This window comes from Arcobacter iocasae, from assembly GCF_042214795.1.
Classification (GTDB): Bacteria; Campylobacterota; Campylobacteria; order Campylobacterales; family Arcobacteraceae; genus Arcobacter; species Arcobacter iocasae.
In genome coordinates this window covers 2,796,774-2,814,599 of the sequence record NZ_CP090177.1, presented here as the reverse complement: position 1 = coordinate 2,814,599, position 17,826 = coordinate 2,796,774, and the positions used below count along the sequence as shown (strand labels likewise).

Annotated in this window: 14 protein-coding genes and 1 pseudogene; 6 read left to right on the top strand and 9 right to left on the bottom strand. The window is 28.7% G+C overall.

Going from position 1 to position 17,826, the window contains the following annotated elements; all coding sequences use genetic code 11:
- The first annotated feature begins 192 nt into the window (after window positions 1–192).
- Window positions 193–1,530, top strand: a complete 1,338-nt coding sequence (locus tag LXN10_RS14145; protein ID WP_375723624.1) for a sodium-dependent transporter — start codon at window positions 193–195, stop codon at window positions 1,528–1,530.
- An 85-nt stretch (window positions 1,531–1,615) separates the two neighbouring features.
- Here the strand turns inward: LXN10_RS14145 and LXN10_RS14140 are convergent, their stop codons facing one another.
- On the bottom strand, window positions 1,616–2,041 hold the full coding sequence (locus tag LXN10_RS14140) for an ion channel (RefSeq protein WP_375723623.1): 426 nt from the start codon (window positions 2,039–2,041) through the stop codon (window positions 1,616–1,618).
- A 156-nt stretch (window positions 2,042–2,197) separates the two neighbouring features.
- Between LXN10_RS14140 and LXN10_RS14135 the strand changes: the two genes are divergently transcribed.
- The 3 genes from LXN10_RS14135 (at window position 2,198) to LXN10_RS14125 (ending at window position 3,391) form a co-directional block, all read left to right on the top strand.
- On the top strand, window positions 2,198–2,524 hold the full coding sequence (locus LXN10_RS14135; RefSeq protein WP_375723622.1) for a hypothetical protein: 327 nt from the start codon (window positions 2,198–2,200) through the stop codon (window positions 2,522–2,524).
- A 273-nt stretch (window positions 2,525–2,797) separates the two neighbouring features.
- Window positions 2,798–3,046 carry a type II toxin-antitoxin system HicA family toxin gene (locus LXN10_RS14130; protein WP_129101325.1) on the top strand — a complete coding sequence of 83 codons (249 nt, stop codon included), beginning with the start codon at window positions 2,798–2,800 and terminating at the stop codon, window positions 3,044–3,046.
- A complete protein-coding gene (locus LXN10_RS14125) occupies window positions 3,047–3,391 on the top strand; it encodes a type II toxin-antitoxin system HicB family antitoxin (RefSeq protein ID WP_129101326.1) in 345 nt (114 codons plus the stop codon). It begins immediately after the preceding gene.
- A 1,033-nt stretch (window positions 3,392–4,424) separates the two neighbouring features.
- On the opposite strand, the pseudogene LXN10_RS14120 reads toward LXN10_RS14125, so the two are convergent.
- The 5 genes and pseudogenes from LXN10_RS14120 to LXN10_RS14100 all read right to left on the bottom strand — a co-directional run.
- Window positions 4,425–5,156, bottom strand: a pseudogene (locus LXN10_RS14120) (DUF2779 domain-containing protein); the annotation flags it as partial.
- A 1-nt stretch (window position 5,157) separates the two neighbouring features.
- A complete protein-coding gene (locus LXN10_RS14115; protein ID WP_375723621.1) occupies window positions 5,158–6,870 on the bottom strand; it encodes a DUF262 domain-containing protein in 1,713 nt (570 codons plus the stop codon).
- Window positions 6,871–6,883: 13 nt separating this feature from the next.
- Window positions 6,884–9,190, bottom strand: a complete 2,307-nt coding sequence (locus LXN10_RS14110) for an AAA family ATPase (RefSeq protein WP_375723620.1) — start codon at window positions 9,188–9,190, stop codon at window positions 6,884–6,886.
- Between the two features lie 206 nt (window positions 9,191–9,396).
- Window positions 9,397–11,769, bottom strand: coding sequence for an AAA family ATPase (locus LXN10_RS14105; RefSeq protein ID WP_375723619.1), 2,373 nt, complete (start codon window positions 11,767–11,769; stop codon window positions 9,397–9,399).
- Window positions 11,753–12,874 (bottom strand): metallophosphoesterase family protein, encoded by a 1,122-nt coding sequence (locus tag LXN10_RS14100; protein ID WP_375723618.1) that lies wholly within the window; start codon window positions 12,872–12,874, stop codon window positions 11,753–11,755. Before LXN10_RS14100 ends, LXN10_RS14105 begins: the two co-directional genes overlap by 17 nt.
- Window positions 12,875–13,067: 193 nt before the next feature.
- Here LXN10_RS14100 and LXN10_RS14095 point away from each other — a divergent pair, with 193 nt between their 5' ends.
- Window positions 13,068–14,642, top strand: coding sequence for a nitrite/sulfite reductase (locus tag LXN10_RS14095; protein WP_375723617.1), 1,575 nt, complete (start codon window positions 13,068–13,070; stop codon window positions 14,640–14,642).
- Between the two features lie 19 nt (window positions 14,643–14,661).
- Here the strand turns inward: LXN10_RS14095 and LXN10_RS14090 are convergent, their stop codons facing one another.
- Both LXN10_RS14090 and LXN10_RS14085 read right to left on the bottom strand, forming a co-directional pair.
- The gene (locus LXN10_RS14090) at window positions 14,662–15,375 is read right to left on the bottom strand and encodes an LrgB family protein (RefSeq protein ID WP_375723616.1); all 714 of its coding nucleotides are present in this window, start codon (window positions 15,373–15,375) and stop codon (window positions 14,662–14,664) included.
- Window positions 15,365–15,721 carry a CidA/LrgA family protein gene (locus tag LXN10_RS14085; RefSeq protein ID WP_375723615.1) on the bottom strand — a complete coding sequence of 119 codons (357 nt, stop codon included), beginning with the start codon at window positions 15,719–15,721 and terminating at the stop codon, window positions 15,365–15,367. Before LXN10_RS14085 ends, LXN10_RS14090 begins: the two co-directional genes overlap by 11 nt.
- A gap of 342 nt (window positions 15,722–16,063) precedes the next feature.
- Between LXN10_RS14085 and LXN10_RS14080 the strand changes: the two genes are divergently transcribed.
- Window positions 16,064–16,642, top strand: a complete 579-nt coding sequence (locus tag LXN10_RS14080) for a Tll0287-like domain-containing protein (RefSeq protein ID WP_375723614.1) — start codon at window positions 16,064–16,066, stop codon at window positions 16,640–16,642.
- 75 nt (window positions 16,643–16,717) lie between these two features.
- Here the strand turns inward: LXN10_RS14080 and LXN10_RS14075 are convergent, their stop codons facing one another.
- Window positions 16,718–17,707, bottom strand: coding sequence for an LLM class flavin-dependent oxidoreductase (locus LXN10_RS14075; protein WP_375723613.1), 990 nt, complete (start codon window positions 17,705–17,707; stop codon window positions 16,718–16,720).
- Between the last annotated feature and the right edge of the window lie 119 nt (window positions 17,708–17,826).

Below are 17,826 nucleotides of genomic sequence, written 5' to 3'. Positions count from 1 at the left end.
ATTTATATGCTCCGTTTCCATGAGATACTCTAGTTTATTTTTTATATAATAACATTAATAAATATATTTTAAAAATGTAATTATTATTTCTCCCCTAGCTCTAAATCCTAAATCGCTCCTTAAATCGCTAAATTTACCCTAAATCTCATTTTTATTTCACTATAATAAAAAAAAATTAAAAAAAGGGTTTGGATGGTGAATAAATTCTCACGAGTCGGATTTATTTTAGCAGCGGCAGGATCTGCTGTTGGACTTGGTAATATTTGGAAGTTCCCCTATGTAACAGGAGAGAATGGTGGAGGAGCTTTTGTAATTATCTATTTGTTAGCTATTGCTTTTATTGGTCTAACAATTTTTATTGCAGAATCGTATATAGGTAGAGAAGCAAGAGCAAACGCAGCATCTGCATATCAAATTGTTTCAAAATCAAAAAACAAAAACTGGAGATGGGCAGGATTTCAAATATTTTCTGGAATTGTAATTTTATCTTTTTATGCTTTTATTATTGGTTGGATTTTAAATTACATTATTATATCTTTTACAGGACTTCCAACTACTTTAGAAGAATCCAAAACAGTATTTACAACACTAATTACTGAAAAGATAGGATTACAAATTTTATTTCATACTATTGTTACTGCAACAGTGATTTATATTATTTCAAAGGGTGTAAAAAATGGTATTGAAAAATTAAATTTAATCTTAATGCCTTTACTTGCAATTATTCTTTTGGGTCTATTAGCATACTCTTTTACCCTTGATTCTTTTTCTCAAGCTTTAGAGTTTATGTTTATGCCTGACTGGTCAAAAATAGACGAAAATGCAATTTTAGCAGCTGTAGGACAAGCATTTTTTACATTGTCTCTTGGTATGGCTATTATTATCACTTACTCTGCTTCTATGCCAAAAGATGGAAACTTTATAAAGTCTTCTATAATGGTTGCGATGGTTGATACAGCTGTTGCATTAATTGCAGGAGTTATCATCTTTTCTTTCCTTTTTGCAGCAGGTGCAAAAAGTACAGCTGGTCCTGGTCTTGTATTTATATCATTACCATTAATATTTGGAGGATGGGGAATATTTGGACAAATAATTGCTTTAGCTTTTTTTGTAGCCTTATTATTTGCAGGTATTACATCAGCAGTTTCACTACTAGAACCACCATTAATGTATTTAATGGAAACATATAAAATAACAAGAAAAAAGGCAACTGTAATTGCTGGATCATTTTTTTATATTTTAGGTATTTTTGCTTTATTATCTATGAGTAAAGAGTATGGTTCTTTATTAACATTCTTTGATAAAAATTTGTTTGATTGGTTGGATTATTTAACTTCTTCTATAGCTATGCCAATATCAGGATTTATAACTTGTATCTTCTTAGGTTTCTTTACAGATACAAACAAATTAAAACAAATCTTTACAAAATATGTTCCCCAAACAGTATTTAAAATCTGGCTAGTTTTAATAAGATTTATTGTACCTATTGCAATAGTTTTATTGTTTTTAAATAAACTTGGAGTGATATAAAAAGTAAGTTAGGCTATTTAGCCTAGCTTATTCTAAAGCTTTTCTTAGCCTCGCTTGTGAATATTCAAACTCAAGAATATAATTCCTATAATTCTTTTTCAAAAAAGCCTTTTTCTTGTTTCTTCAGTAATTCAATTATTTGTTCATTTTGTCTTCGTAGCTCTCTATTTTGAACTGATTTATCTGTAAAATCTGTAAAAAATCCAGCAATAGTAGCACCAATAAAACCTGCTATTCCAACACCAACATAAAATGAGACAGCCACAATTGCTCTTCCTATTTCAGTAGTAGGATAAACATCTCCAAAACCTATTGTACTAGCTGCCATTTGTAATAACCAAAAAGCATCCCTATACGATGAGATATTTGCCTTGATAGAATTAATTTCTGCATAGTATAAAGGAATAGAAGCTATAGCGATATAAGTATAGAGAATTATAAACCCTAATACTATTTTAGTCACGGGATGCCATTCTTTTATTCCATAATCATCGACTTTAGAAAGAGTCATAAAATTCCTTTTTGATTAGTGATTTATCTATCACTTGTTATTTATACGAAGGACTAATGTACTAGAATTAACATTAAATTCACAAATCAACTTTTGCTTTAAATATATCCCCAACTAGAAAATAGTATCATAAAATAAACTAAAGGAATCATCTAGATGTCAGATACAATTGATTTTGGTATATATAATGGTTTAGAGTGGGATAAACTATCAACTGAATATCTTAATGGTCTTGCTGATATGGGGAATGTACAAGCCAAAGAACAATTAGAAAAAACATATAACTCCCCAATAGAAACCCAAAAGATTGGTTTTGGAAAATTTTCTAATTATAAATGGGTTGATGTGGATAGTGATTATTTACTTTGGATTATTGAAAATGTGGATGTAAATAATATAAAATATATTCTTGCACTTAAAGCTTTAGAATATATTAAAAATAATACTCAAGAAGAAGATCTAGATGTAATATATTTAGATTAAAATTTAGAGTTACCTGTCCAAATTTTTGATTAAAGGCTAGATTAAAATACCCTATTAATGTATTTAAAGGTAGAGATTCAATTTCTTACAAGGATTATTATCACCTAACTTATTTTTTACTTATATTTATTACATATTGTAATTTTTTTGATTATCTTTTCTAAAACTAGTTAATATTTCTAATATAAAAGGAGAAAATAATGGTCTTAATTAAAAATTCTTATTATGTCAAAATATTATTTGCATTTGTAACTAAAATATGGTACTATAATTATGAGTAAAAAAGATAAACTTTTATTAAAATTTCTGGAGATTCCTCCAAGAAAAGATTTAACATTTAAAGAATTAAATTCATTACTTAATTCTTTAGGCTTTGAAAAGATTGAAGGTGCTGGTTCTGCAATAAAATTTTACAGTAAAGAAAAAGATTTACTTTTAAATCTTCATAAACCACATCCAAGTGATATTTTAAAAGTTTATATTATAAAACAAATACAGAATAAATTAAAGGAGATTATCTAAATGTCTAATACTATTGAATACAACGGATATATTGGCACTATTGAATACTCTCAAGAAGACAAATGCTTCTTTGGTAAGTTAGATATGATAAATGATTTAGTAACTTTTGAAGCCAATAATGCGAATGATTTAGAAAAAAACTTTAAAAATGCAGTTGATGAGTATATAGAAACTTGCAAACAACTAGGGCGTGAACCTCAAAAAGCTTTTAAGGGTGTTTTCAACGTACGAACAGGAAGTGAGTTACATATGGCTGCTGTTAGAAATGCTTTAAAAATGGGCATTTCTTTAAACTCTTATATTAAAAGTCTAATAGAAAAAGATGTGAAAATATTTTTGCATTAATATAGTTTCCCTTCGAAATGTTGTGGGTGATTTCTTTGCTACTTTCTTTTTGCCTGCAAGCAGGATTAACATCACAAAAGAAAGTCGGAATGAGTAAAGATGTACAGTAAAAAGTTATTTGAAATATAATATTTTATAAATAGTTTTAACTGTATGCAAAACTCTTGAAGAACAAAGTTCTCCGCTTTCTCACTTTTTAGTTGTAAAAAGTAAGACAAAAAGCAACCAGACGAATTGTTGAAGCTAAAGTTCCCTCCCACTTTACTTTTTAAAGCTAGCCTGCAAAACTCCTTGAAAAAGTGAATTTATCACTTTTCTCTCGTCAAACAGTTTCGGCTTTTTCCGCTTTAAAAAGCAAAGTGCTCAGCTTCAACAAAGTCTGGACTAAAATACTCTAGTCGCAAACTTTATCTATAAAATTATAATTGGAAATTCAATCTTAAGCAAGTGTGTTATCATTATCACCTGACCCTTTTATTTTAAAAGTATTGCACTTTGTAATATCTAAATCTATATAATTTAAAAAAGTTATCGTTATCACCTGACCCCTATCTTTCAGTTTCCATAAAATACTCCAGTTTATTTCTTGAATGATAACATTAAAAAATATTTTTGTTTATATATATTGCATTTTGTAATATTCTAATCTATGTAATTTAAAAGAAAGTTATCGTTATCTCCTGACCCCAAGTTTTTTATTTTTTAAATTCATTCCATCTCTTGAAGAACAAAGTTCTCCGCTTTCTCACTTTTTAGTTGTAAAAAGTAAGACAAAAAGCAACCAGACGAGTTGTTGAAGCTGAAGTTCCCTCCCTCTTCACTTTTTAAAGCTAGCCTGCAAAACTCCTCGAAAAAGTGAGTTTATCACTTTTTTTCGTCAAACAGTTTCGGCTTTTTCCGCTTTAAAAAACAAAGTGCTCGGCTTCAACAAAGTCTGGACTAAAATGCGTTAGTCGCAAACTTTATCTATAAAATTATAATTGGAAATTCAATCTTAAGCAAGTGTGTTATCGTTATCACCTGACCCCTATCTTATGATACCTTGAGTGTAAAGTTCAACTTGCTTTTTACTTCCTAGATTGAAGATATTAAATACAGAATAATCAGGTATCTCTCTTTGAACTTTCCAACAATAGTTTTTAGCATCACACTCATAAGGTTTGTTACAATGTTTTCCTATATCTATATCTGGCTCATTTACTTTATCTTCAAGATAGGTTTCAAACTCTTTTAATATGCTTGGGATATTTGACTGTAAAGTCTCAACTTCACTTGTGACATCGACTATTTTAAAAAGCTCATTGATATCTAGTTCATCGCCTCTTACATACTCATTGTCTATATGTACTACACTTGCACTTTTTATACTAAAACCTAAGTTTTGTAAAACATAATACTGAATAGATACATCATGAAGATATATATCTTTTACTTCAGTTGAACTTTTAACCTCATAGATAGATACACCATCACTATCTACCTCTAAAATATCTACCATGATAAGTATGCCTTCATAGATATTTGATATACCCTCTTCCATCCACTTTTTTGTAGTAAATATCATCTCATCATAGTTTGTAGTATATGGCACTTCCCTACCATCAGGGAAAAGCTCGCAAGCTAAGTCCCCTACTACATTTCCCGTTTCAAATATAGCCTGTGCTTGCTCATCTGGTGGTGTTAAGACACTTGACTTGTATTTTTTAAGCCAAAGTGCTTTGGGGCACTGGATACCTTTTGTGTAGAGGGATTTAGATAGGTTCATGTTAAAAGTTTTTTAGACAAAATTCAATTATTTTTTTACTTCTAGACTCAACATTAACTTTTTGAAAACTATTTTTGTCAATTTCACTTGCTAATAAATTTGTTTCTGTAACTTTTGATTTTAAATAACCACTAACTTTTTCATCTGGTGTTAAATCTGATACTTCTTTACCAGAATTAAGATTTTTTTCTAATAATGTTAAATTACCAATAGTATCTTTAGTGTATTCATAATCCTCACTATCGTCAAAGCCAAAAGATGTTACATCGAAGGTGACACCGCTATCACTTCCTTGAGGGAAAATATGCTCAACTTGCAAATTGTTAAAATCTTTAAATAACGTTATCTTTTTTGAATTCAAAGAATTATTATGTTTTAATAAAATATATTTTATAGCATTATTACCATAAATATTTTCACTTAAACTATATTTGAAACTTCCATCATTTAAAAATTTTCCTCTAAACCACTCCAACTGTTCTTTTATTTCTTCTATTGTCCAATCTTCTTTAACAATCTCATTACATAAATAAGGAATATCCGCTCTAGGATTAGTTCCTTTAAACTTATAAACTCTTAACTCTACAGAAATTAAAATATCCAATAGCTCATCTAGTTTATTTTGTTGAAATAAAATAACAATTAATGGATATAAAGTTGCACTAAACTCTAAAAATTGAAATGCTTCAATATATTTGATATTATCTCTTATTGAAAGAACTAATTTTGAATAACTTTGTGAAAAATTTGAAAAATCTTCAACATAATCACTTATAAATTTTTCTAAATCTTGTGTATTAGTTTTAACTTTCTCACATTTGTTTTTTATACTTTCAAATATCGTTTTAGCACCATTTCTATAATTCCAAGTATCTGACAAATATGATTTTGCTTTTATATAATGATGAATGAATAATGTTTCATCTTCATCAAATCTATTCAATATTTTTAATTCATCTTTTTTATTCATGATTTCATCATTTGCATCAAATATATTTTCAAATGATGTGTTAATTAGATTATTCAATTTATCATCTAAATACATTGTAGAATATAGCATTAAGATTGATTTAATTTTATCTAAATAACTTAATGCAAGTCCTCTATCATTAATTATTTCAAACATTCTTATTGCTTCTGACTGACTCTGTACTACCATTACTAGTACTTCTACATTATTTCTAATAAAATTAATTAGTTTTATAGTCTCTTCTTGATTATAACTTTCTAGTAAATCAGAAAAAAACTTTTTTGCATTATATAGATTTTTTTGACTTCTCTTTTCAATATTCTTAAAATTAATAGAATTAAAATCTAAAAGCATTATCTTTAGAAAATTTTCATCATTTCCTAAAGGTAATAACTTTATTTTTTCTCTTTTTTTAATAAAAGTTTCAAACAAATCTTCTTTTATTTCATTATCATCTAATTTACTTATTAATTCATTTAACAGTATAAATAAGGTTGTTGTTCTTTGTTGCCCATCTATAACTTCATATACTTCAGATAAATTAGAAATATCTGTGATTTTTTTAAAAATCAATGTACCAAAAAAATGATTCATTGAGTTTTTACTTGCCTCTTTTATATCATCCCAAAATTCTTTTCTTTCTTTATTTGTCCAACTATATTTTCTTTGATATGATGGGATGACAAATTGATTACCATTAAAAATTGACCCTATTTTTTCTTTTTTACTCTCTGATATTGACATTTATATTCCTTTTCTATACTAAATTTTCACAATGTTTTTGTAATGCATCAAAATGCATTTTGTCTGATTTTTCAATAATTTCGAATAAAATTTTTAATCCACTTTTTGCCTCAACTTTATCAATATGTGTAATTACACTCATTGGATTAGTTTGATGAGAATAAGTATTTGTTAATTTATAAACTTTTTCTATATCAACCTGAAGACTGTTATCTGCTAAAATTTTCTCAATTTTCCCTTTCCAGTCTCCACTTCTTGGTATTTTAAATGTTGCAAACAATTCAATAAAACGTCTTGCTATATTATTAATTTGGTAAAGTTCACTTATTGAAAAGTCATCTTTTTGATTAAATTCATATAATAAATAATACAAATATTGATATTCTGATTTAAAATCTTTTAAAGTTTTTTCTAGTTCAGTTATTGTTGCTATTCTTTTGTCTGATTCAAATTTATTTTTTATCATAAAAAATTCACAAGGTAAAGGTTTTGGTTCTTGTCCATTTTGTTCTCTTCTTCTGTTTCCTTGATTTACACTGTTATTTTTTTCACTGAACCAATCTTTAATCAAATTAAAAAACTCAAAATTGTGTGTTGAGATAAAAATCTGTTTTGCATCATTTAACACTCTTTTAATAAATGCATAAACATTTATTAAATGATTAGAATCTAAACTAGAAATTGGATCATCTAAATATATAATCATATTATTTAAACTATTTTCTTCATAATCTTTGTTCTCTAGATTTGCCATAAAATAAGCAAATGAAATGGCTGTTTTCTCTCCTTCACTCAAGTTCTTTGCAACTTGTCCATATCTTTTTAATTGATAATTATCTTCACTTTCAGTTGGTTCAATTTTAATATCTTCTTTTGTAAAAAATATTTTTAGATACTCATTTATTTTTTCTGCACCTTTTAATGATTCTGAAATTTCAGATTCTAAACTTTTTATTTCAATATCTATTGTTGTAATTAAAATTTCTGCTTTTTTTATTTTTTCATCCTCGTTTTCACTTTTTTCAATTTCATTATTATAATTTACTAAGTCCATAAATTTAGCAGTATAATGATAAATTAACTTTCTTTTCGCTTCATCTCTTAAAAAAGCATAGTTATTAGTAGTTTCATTGTTCTCTTTTATATAATTTACAAGTATTTCTAGCTTAGTATTTAACTCATTTGTTGGTATTTCAATATCAAAAACTTCTTTTTCCTCAAGTTTTTTTAACTTATCTTTTAAACTTATTATTAAACTCTCTAATAAACTATTAATTTTTTCTACTTCTTCATTAATAAAATTTTTACATTCTAAATAAAGTTCTTGTTTATCATCATAAATATTTGCTTCATCTTCAATATTCAATTTGATTTTTCTATTTTCTACATCAAGTATTAACTTATTAACTTTTTCTTCAAATAGTGTTTTCTCTTGAGTAAAATGTTTTCCCAACTCATTCCATAGTTCACTGCTTATTGGATTTTTACAGAATTTACATACTTCTTTTTCTTCAGTATGTAACTCAATACCTGTCTTTACCCATCTTTCAATTAATGGATTATTTTTTAATTCTTCTATAGATTCATAAACTATGATTTCTGAAACAAAATCTTTTGTCTTTTCTATTAAATCACTAAAATTATAACTAGAATCAATATTCTCATTTAATATTTTTTTCATATTTTTAGAATGATATGTATCAAATTCTTTATTGTAATTTTCTTCATCTAAAATAAATGTATCTAATTCACTTTCGGTTTCATTTATTTTATTAATAAATTTTTCAATTTGTGTCTTTCCAAAAGCCTCAACAAGTTGTAGTAAATCATTCTTTATTCGTGAAGATTCATCTGTTTTCTTTTTATTTAAATTTTTTATTATTGAACTACTATTTTTATTATGAAAAGATTGAAATCTTTTTAATCTTTCTAAAACTTTCTTTTTATACTCAATATTATTTTGAGTCTCAATATTTTCTTCACCAAGAATAAATATAGGATTAAATGCCTCGTTAGTCCACTTGAGGTTATCTTCTATAAAATCAGAATTAAATACTCTGATTGGAAGATTATTATTAACTAAATTAGTTTGAGAGAATTTATTACCATCAATACCTTCAATTTCAAATTCTGATAATTCAAACCCAGAACTAAAATCTTTCAATTCAAAAGAACGAAATATTCTAGATAATGTAGTTTTTCCAGAATAATTCCAACCATAAATTAGATTAAACTTTTTAAACTCTGGTGTATGTTCCCTTGCAAATCTATAATCACTATAAATACCGAAATCTTTAATCTTATTTATTTTTTTTATCATTTTCTCTCCAAGTTAATTTAAATCCAAACGATTCGTCCCATCACCCTTTTTATCTGTAATGGAATTCCTTCCATATGTTAAACACACAATAACCATCATATTTTTGTCCTAATCAAGGCGAAGATTGAATTTCAAGCGGAGTGTACTAGTCGTACATGAGCATTTAAATTCTATATTCAACGCCGAGTTGGGCAAAAAGATGATGGTTATAACTCTACTATATGTTCAAACATCTCCTTTATCTCTAATTCATGACTTATCAAAAATATCTGCCTATACTGCTCTTTTATCATATGAAAGGCTTCTAGTATCTCCATTCTTCTTGCCTCATCTTGGCTTCCGAATACTTCGTCGAAGGCTAGGAAGCCTATTTGTGAGCTTCCGCTTAGTTCGCTTAGGGTTTTTGATATGGCTATTCGCAAGACTAGGTTTGCTAGGTCTATTTCTCCACCTGAGAATCGCTCTATTGGGTATTTTTTGCCTTCATCGTAGATGTAAAAGTCGAAGTCGTTTGATACTTCTATGTGTTGGTATTTGCCTTTGGTGATTTGGGCGTACATGTTTGATGCTATGTCTGATATTCTTGGGGCTACTTTTGAGTTTAGTTTTGTTTTGAATTCACTTAGGCTTAGCTTGATTTTGTCGTAGTCGATTAGGTCGTCTTTTTTTGTTTGTACTTTTTTTTCTTGGATTTCGTTGTTGTCTAGGTTTGATTGGATGGTTTTTATCTCACCTTCGCATTGGGCTATTTTGACTTTGATTTCATTTAGTTGTGTTACTTTTAGCTCATAAGTTTGATGGTGTTCTTCATACTCTTTTTCTTTGGCTATGTGTGCTGTTTCATCGTAGACTATTTGTTTGTAGTCTAGCTCTTTTGTATCGTAAGTACTGTTTTGCTCTGTGATTTTTTTGCTGATGTTTTCTAGGTCTTGTTTTACACTATCATATCTTTTTAGCATGGTTTCTAATGACTTCATTTGTTCATATTTTGGTAAAATTTCATTGAAACTATTTTCTAGTGTTTTGTGTTTGTTTTCATCGTAACTGTATTTATCTAGTTTGGCTATTTCGTCGTTGTTTTCTTTGCCTTTTTGCTCTACATTGTTTAGATGGCTTGATAGGTTTTGTAAATCTTTTTGTTTACTGTTTATAAGTGCAAGTTGTGAGTTTAGTTCACTCAAGTTTTTATCTATTTGCTCTTTTTGGGTTTCTATTGTTTTTTTATTTGTTTCTACTTCTTGTAGCTGTTTATTTAGCTTTGTAATTTTGTTTGTTTGTATTTCATTTATGGTTGAGTTTAACGAGTCTATTACATTGTCATACTCTTCTAAGAGTGGTCTTGTACAGGTTGGACAGTTGGATTCTTTGCCTAGGGCTTGGATTTGTTGTATTTTGGCTGTGGTGTCGTTTATGACTCTTTGTTCTGCGAAGATGTTTGAGTTTAGTTCTTTTTCTTTTGCTTGTATTTGTGTGAGGGTTTGTTTTATTTGCTCTTGTTGGGTTTTTGTTTCTTGCTCTTTTTGTCTTAGTGAGTCAAAACCTTCGCACTCTTTTTGTAAAAGGGCTATGTCATTTTTGGCTTTTTTGTATTGCTCTCTTAATTGGACTTGCTCTTTTATCAAGCCCTCTTTTTTTAGGCTGTACTCTTTTAGTTGTATTTGCTCTTTTAGATTAGATTGAAGGGTTTCATACTCTTTTTTTATAGGCTCTAGGGCTTTGTATTGAAGTTGTTTTTCTTCTAGGTCTTTTAGCTCGGTTGAGAGTTTGTTTTGGTTTTCTATATTTGAGTTGATACTATTTTTTAAAAGATTTAGTTCACTTAGGGCTTTTTGTTTTGCCTCTTTTGTTTTAGCAAAAAGGTCAAGCTCTTTTTTTATATCTAGCTCTTTTAGTTTTAGGCTATCTATTTGTTTGCTTTGGGTTTGTAACTCTTCATTTAAAGTTTTTTTGATGGCTTCATTTGCTTTTATTTGCTCTTTTTTTGTTTGTATATCTTCTGTGCTTAAAAGCACTTCTGCAAAGGCTGAAATCTCTCTTTTTAATTCTCTACTTTTTTCTATGAGTTCTTTTTCTATGTAGTCGATTTTTTCCAAGCCTAGAAGCTTTCTTATCATTCTTTTTCTATCTTCTGGTTTGCTGTTACTTAGACTTGTTAGCTCTTTTTGGCTGGCAAAAAGAGTATGTAGAAAAGCCTCTTTACTCATCTTGGTTAGCTTCATGATACTTGTAGTTACTTCTTTTGCACCACTTGTTATTAGTTCACCGTTTTTATAAAGTTTGGCATTGGCACTTAGGGCTTTTCCTCTAAACTCTCGCACTACTTTATACTCAATTGAGTCAAACTCAAAGTTTAGTTCTACTACTACAGCATCTTTATCTGTGGCATTGGCATTTCGAACGATATCTTTATAACCTCTATCTTTAAACTCACCATAAAGTGCAAAAAGTATCGCTTCGAAGATAGTGGATTTTCCACTTCCATTTTTACCTATGATTCCAACTAAACCCTCATCAAAATCTAGTTCGAAAGTTTTGTATCGTTTAAAGTTCTCAAGTTTTAGCTTACAAAGTATCATCATAAGCCTCCTCGTACTTGCTAAATAGTTCTTGAATTTTTGGTTTTAGTCTATCAAACTCTTTGGTTTCGCTTTGTTCTTTGATATGGTCTAAAAAGTACTCTTCTAAAGATAAAGCTTGAATATCATCTAAAGTCGCGCCCTCGTTTGCATCTTTTTTGAACTCTCTTTTTACACTCACACTCATAGCAAGTGGGAAAAGTGCTTTTATCTCTTGGTTTTGTATATCAATTGATTGCATAGTTGTTAGGTTTTGAAGTTTTACTTCTACGATGGCATCTTTTGTATCACTTGTATCTAAATCATCAAGTGCATTTTGGTAGTTTTCACAATCTATTGTTTTAGATATGATAGGTCGTATTTTTATCTCTTTGTATTCTACCTCTAATTTATCGCTTAAGTTTACAAGAGCATAGCCTTTTGAGTTTCGTTTGTCATTTAAACTTGTACGCTCACTACTTCCACTATAGTATACATTTTCATGTTTGCCCACAGAGCCAAAACCATGCCAATGACCAAGTGCTACATAATCCATCTTTTCAAAGATATACTCTTTGTCTGTAGGATAAACCCACTCCCCAAACTCTTGCATCAAATACCAAGCTCCAACAGAACAGTGCATCATCATGATATTTCTTTTATCAGGGTTGATGTTTTTTTCACATAAGTTTATCTCATCTTCTCCTTTTGTTTCATCATTCATATGTGGCAAAGTATGGAAAACTATATCATCAAACTCTATTTTTTTGTAGTTTTGTTCGTATGATACATGTACATTATCAAACTCTTCAAATATCTTTAAAATAGGACTGCTTAGATTTGTCCTAGGTGTTGAGTGATTTCCAGCTATCATGATGATAGGAATATTTAGTTTATCAAGTCTTTTAAACTCTTTTAGAGCAAAGGTTATAGCTCTATTGCTGGGAGAGCTTCTGTGAAAAAGGTCTCCTGTGTGTATTATAAAATCTGGTTTGATTTTTTCTATGTCATCAACTATTTGAGAAAAAGCATTATAAAAGTCCGCTTCCCTTTGGTTGATATTTTCTTCATTTAATATGTCTAAGTCGTTGTATCCTAAGTGCGTATCACTAAAATGTATTATTTTCAAATAAAACCTACTAATAAAATATTTTTATATAAAACTTTTTTATGATTAATAATAGCTTTATTTATCAAATATTATTATTAAAAGCTGTGTCTAAAAGAAAAGATTATAAACTCCCTTCAAAGTTTTTATACCACTATATTGACACTCAAATATTATAAAATCTAGGTACCTATTAATATATAAAGGAAAAATTTTGACAAAAAAAGAGTTATCTCCATTAGAGAAATTAAAAGCATCTAGAAACCCTTTAAGAGTTATAGACGATATATATAAAGAAGCACAAGAAGGCATTCCTTTAAGTAATGAATATATTGGACTATTAAAATGGTATGGAATGTATCCTCATATAAATTCACAGAATTTAGAAGATAAAAAATACTTTATGAAAAGAATCAAAATAGTTGATGCAAAGATAAATTTAGAACAACTAGAAGTACTAGCAAAGATCGGACAAAAATATGCAAAAGGATTGGTAGATTTTACCACTAGACAAAATGTTCAATTTCATTATATTGAGATAAAAGATTTACCTGAGATATTCAAATTACTAGATTCAGTTGGACTTACTTCTCGAATGGCATCAGGTGATGGACCAAGACCAATTATGACTTCACCAATAGCAGGAATAGATCCAGAAGAGATTTATGATGTATCACACTTAGTAAAAGAAGTTGACTCATACTTTGATAAAAATGATGATAGATTTTCTAATTTTGGTAGAAAATATAAATTAGGAATCTCAGGGTGTGGAAGACATACTGCAAATCATGAAGTTCAAGATGTAGCATTTACCGCATTTAAAACAGAAGATGGCGATATATTATTTGATTTTACGATTGCAGGTGGATTATCAAAATCTAAGCAAATAGCATATAGAACAAACAAATATGTAAAAGAAGAGCAAGTAAAAGATGTAGCAGCAGTATGTGCTGAGATTTTTAGAGACCATGGAAATAGAGAAAATAGAAATAAAGCAAGAGTGAGACACTTAGTCAATGACTGGGGATTAGAAAAGTTTGTAGAAGAGATAGAGACTAGACTTGGATATAAACTACAAGATGGTTTTGAAGAACCACAAATCACACCCCATGAAAATAGAAACCATTTTGGTATTTATAAAGCAAAACAAGAAGGTGAATCATTTATAGGATTTGCAACAAACTCAGGAAGAATAGCAGGAGAGGATTTCCAAAGTATAAGTAATATATGTAAAAAATATGGTGCAAAAGGTATAGCACTTACTCCAACCCAAAACTTTATTTTATATGGAGTAAAAACACAAGATGCCAAAACAGTTGCTGAGGAAATAAATGCACTAGGATATCCTTATGCTCCCACGCCATTTAGAGCAAGACTTCAATCATGTACTGGTAATGAGTTTTGTAAATTTGGTATCACAGAAACAAAAGAATTTTCAAAAGTTGTAGTAAAGCAATTGGAAGAGAATCATCCTGATTTTAAAGAAAATGTGACTATCGCAATATCTGGATGTGGAAATTCATGTTCTCACCCTCAAATCTCTGATATAGGTTTTGTAGGAACAAAAGTAAGAGATGAAAATAACAATAGAGTTGAAGGTTATGATGTAATTCTTGGTGGACAAGTATGTGGAGTAGAAGGAAGTAGATTTGCTCATAAAACTGGTGTAAAAGTGACAGCTGATAATTTAGTAGGTTTTATTGGTGATTTAATTACTTCATATAAAACTGATAATTTAAATAAATCTTCATTTAAAGAGTATCTAAATGAAGTAGACTTAAGTAAATAAGAAGAGGTCTTTTCTCTTCTTATTTAAAAAAACTCAAAATAATCGGTAAAAGAATAGCCGTAAATATCCCATTTAATCCCATAGCAAGTGCAGAAAAGGCAGCTGCTTTTTCTGATATCTCCACAGCTTTTGCTGTACCTATTCCATGGGAAATCAATCCAAGTGCAAAGCCTTGAGAAGTATCATTTTTGACTTTAATGATTTTGAAAATAGTTGTACCAAATACTGCTCCAATAATACCCGTGATAATCACAAAACCTATTGCCAAAGATGGGATTGCCCCAATCTCTTTTGATGTGATAATTGCAATTGGCGCTGTTATAGATTTGGTAGTCATAGATAAGATTGTAAGAATATTCGCATCAAAAAGCCACAATATTGTTATTGTAATAATTACAGTAGAAAAACTTCCAATAAATAAAGTTATAAATATAGGAAAAAATAAAGACTTAATATAGACTAGATTTTTATACAAAGGTAGTGCTAAAGCTACAGTTGCTGCACCTAAAAAGAAGTGAATAATTTCTACACCTTTGAAGTACTCTTCATAAGAAGTATTTGTAATATATACAAGAGAGAGAATAATAATATAAGCTACAATGATAGGTTGCAAAAGTGTATTTTTATTAAACTTATTATAAATAATAATTCCAAGTTTAAAAGAACTAAGAGTAACTATCAACCAAGTCAAGGGTGTAGTTTGTATATATTGTAATAATGATTCAAAATTCATTTTTAATACTTTCTTTATTTGCAAAATAATCTAAAAGCTTTGCACTTATAGCTAAAGATAAGACGGTTCCAATAAATAAAGAGATACTAATAGCAAGAAACTCTTTTGATATAGTGTCAACTTGAGTAATAATCCCCATCGCAGCAGGAATAAAAAGAAGTGGTAAGTATTTAAGAAAAAATGACACAGTGGTATCTAAGCTATGAAAACTTTTCTTTCTAATAATTAAAAATACCAACAACAAAATCATTCCTATCACAGCTCCAGGAACAAGCAGTGAAAATAGTCTACTTATACACTCACCTATAAATTGAAATATCAATAAGGTGATAATTCCTTTTAACATATTTTTAACCCTTTGTATTTAATAATGCAACTAATTTACCGATTTTTTGTGGCAAAGTAGTGGCAAAGATAGATTTTATAGTAATTAAAATTATCAGTCAAATAAAAAGTACAACCTTATGATTTTTATTCTTTATTTTAAAAATAGCTTCTATTATAAAAAAATATTTAAATATCATTTTTTAGTATTTTTCAATATTAATAAACTATAAATTATTTTTTATAAAATAAAATTATATTCCACAAGTACCAATATATAGCTTATATTGAAAAACTGTTTTATGTAAATCTTATAATTATTATCTTATACTTATAAGATTTAATTATAATTAAGGAGAAAAAAATGGTGATTAAAAATATAAAAAATGTAGTACTTATTTGTTCTATATTAATAACAAGTTATGCATTTGCAAACAAAACATTAAGCGAAAAAGAAGCTAAAGATGAGGCAATAAATGCAATAAAACAAGTGGGTGGTACATTAAAAAAGCACTTAGGTAGTGAAATAAAAAGTGGAGGAGTTGTTCAAGCTGCAACTTTCTGTTCAGAAGAGGCAACGAACCTTATGAAAAATAGTGCTGCAAATCTTCCTCAAGGTATTACTATAAAAAGAGTAACAGATAAACCAAGAAATCCAAATAACCAAGCAACAGAAGCTCAAATAAAAGTATTAAATGAGATTAGATATGGCATAAAAAAAGGCATTAAGCCTAAAATGGTAGTTAAAAAAATAGAAGAAAACCATTATCAAGTTTATAAACCACTTTATATAGAAAATAAATGTTTAGCCTGTCATGGAACTATCGAAAATAGAAATAAAAAAGCTTATTCAATAATAAAAGCTAAATATCCAAAGGATAAAGCAATTGATTATAAATTAGATGATTTAAGAGGTGCTTTTTTTGTAGATATAAAAAGATAATCGTAATATTAGATTTATTTCTTGATTATTTGACAAGCTCGTGAAAATACGAGCTTGTTTTATAGGAAAAGGTTTTTATAACCAAACTTTTGAAATGAGTTCATAAGATTTTATTCTTTTATCTGGGTCATGTATCATTGAGTTTATCATGATTTCATTTGCACTTGTTCTTTGAATCAGTCGTTCAAGTCTTTCTTTTACAACTTCTGGTGTCCCCCAGATAGATTCTCTTGTTTTATGTCTTATACCTCTTTCTTCCCACTCTTCCCATAATCTACTCATATCTTCTGTTGGTTTTGGTAATAAACTTTGGTCACCCCTTTGAAGGTAAAGAAACTTTTGAAGTTCTGTTGTAGCTAGATATTGTGATTCTTCTGTTGTCTCAGCACAAACTATATTGATACAAACTATTACATAAGGTTCTGCTAATTGCGAAGATGGTCTAAAATTTGCCTGATATATTCTTATAGCATCATCCATCATATCTGGTGCAAAATGTGAAGCAAAAACAAAAGGCAATCCTCTTTGAGCAGCTAATTGTGCACTAAAGGTGCTAGAACCAAGTAACCAAATAGGAATATCCAATCCATATCCCGGTATTGCTTTTATTCCTTTTTTACCTGCTTCATTTGATAAATAGTATTGTAAATATTGAAGCATCATAGGAAAGTCGTCATCATTTATATCTCGTCTTAGTGCCATCATTGTCTGTCTATCAGTACCAGGAGCTCTTCCTAAACCCAAATCTATTCTATTTGGATATAAAGATTCTAAAGTACCAAATTGTTCAGCAATAACCAATGGTGCGTGATTGGGTAGCATAATTCCACCAGAACCTATTCTTATAGTTTTAGTTTTTGCTCCAATATAACTCAATATCACAGATGTAGCAGCACTAGCGATTCCAGGGAAATTGTGATGTTCAGCCACCCAATAACGAGTAAATCCAAACTCTTCAACTCCTTGGGCTAATTTTGTACTATTTTCAATGGCTTGTGTTATCGTGAAGCCCTCACCTATTGGAATCAAATCTAATACTGATAATGGTATTTTTTTATTATTCATATTTTTCTCCATATAAAATCATAATATATAATATTTTTCCCACTATAGTAGAACAAGATTATAATAACATTACCTAAAAATCTAAGTTCAAAATTTCAGTTATTTTAATATTTGCTATT

Bases quoted from the DNA above. Each gene is read 5' to 3' on its own strand.
- LXN10_RS14145 (WP_375723624.1), top strand. From the start codon at position 193: ATGGTGAATAAATTCTCACGAGTCGGATTTATTTTAGCAGCGGCAGGA.
- LXN10_RS14140 (WP_375723623.1), bottom strand. From the start codon at position 2,041: ATGACTCTTTCTAAAGTCGATGATTATGGAATAAAAGAATGGCATCCC.
- LXN10_RS14135 (WP_375723622.1), top strand. From the start codon at position 2,198: ATGTCAGATACAATTGATTTTGGTATATATAATGGTTTAGAGTGGGAT.
- LXN10_RS14130 (WP_129101325.1), top strand. From the start codon at position 2,798: ATGAGTAAAAAAGATAAACTTTTATTAAAATTTCTGGAGATTCCTCCA.
- LXN10_RS14125 (WP_129101326.1), top strand. From the start codon at position 3,047: ATGTCTAATACTATTGAATACAACGGATATATTGGCACTATTGAATAC.
- LXN10_RS14115 (WP_375723621.1), bottom strand. From the start codon at position 6,870: ATGTCAATATCAGAGAGTAAAAAAGAAAAAATAGGGTCAATTTTTAAT.
- LXN10_RS14110 (WP_375723620.1), bottom strand. From the start codon at position 9,190: ATGATAAAAAAAATAAATAAGATTAAAGATTTCGGTATTTATAGTGAT.
- LXN10_RS14105 (WP_375723619.1), bottom strand. From the start codon at position 11,769: ATGATGATACTTTGTAAGCTAAAACTTGAGAACTTTAAACGATACAAA.
- LXN10_RS14090 (WP_375723616.1), bottom strand. From the start codon at position 15,375: ATGAATTTTGAATCATTATTACAATATATACAAACTACACCCTTGACT.
- LXN10_RS14085 (WP_375723615.1), bottom strand. From the start codon at position 15,721: ATGTTAAAAGGAATTATCACCTTATTGATATTTCAATTTATAGGTGAG.
- LXN10_RS14080 (WP_375723614.1), top strand. From the start codon at position 16,064: ATGGTGATTAAAAATATAAAAAATGTAGTACTTATTTGTTCTATATTA.
- LXN10_RS14075 (WP_375723613.1), bottom strand. From the start codon at position 17,707: ATGAATAATAAAAAAATACCATTATCAGTATTAGATTTGATTCCAATA.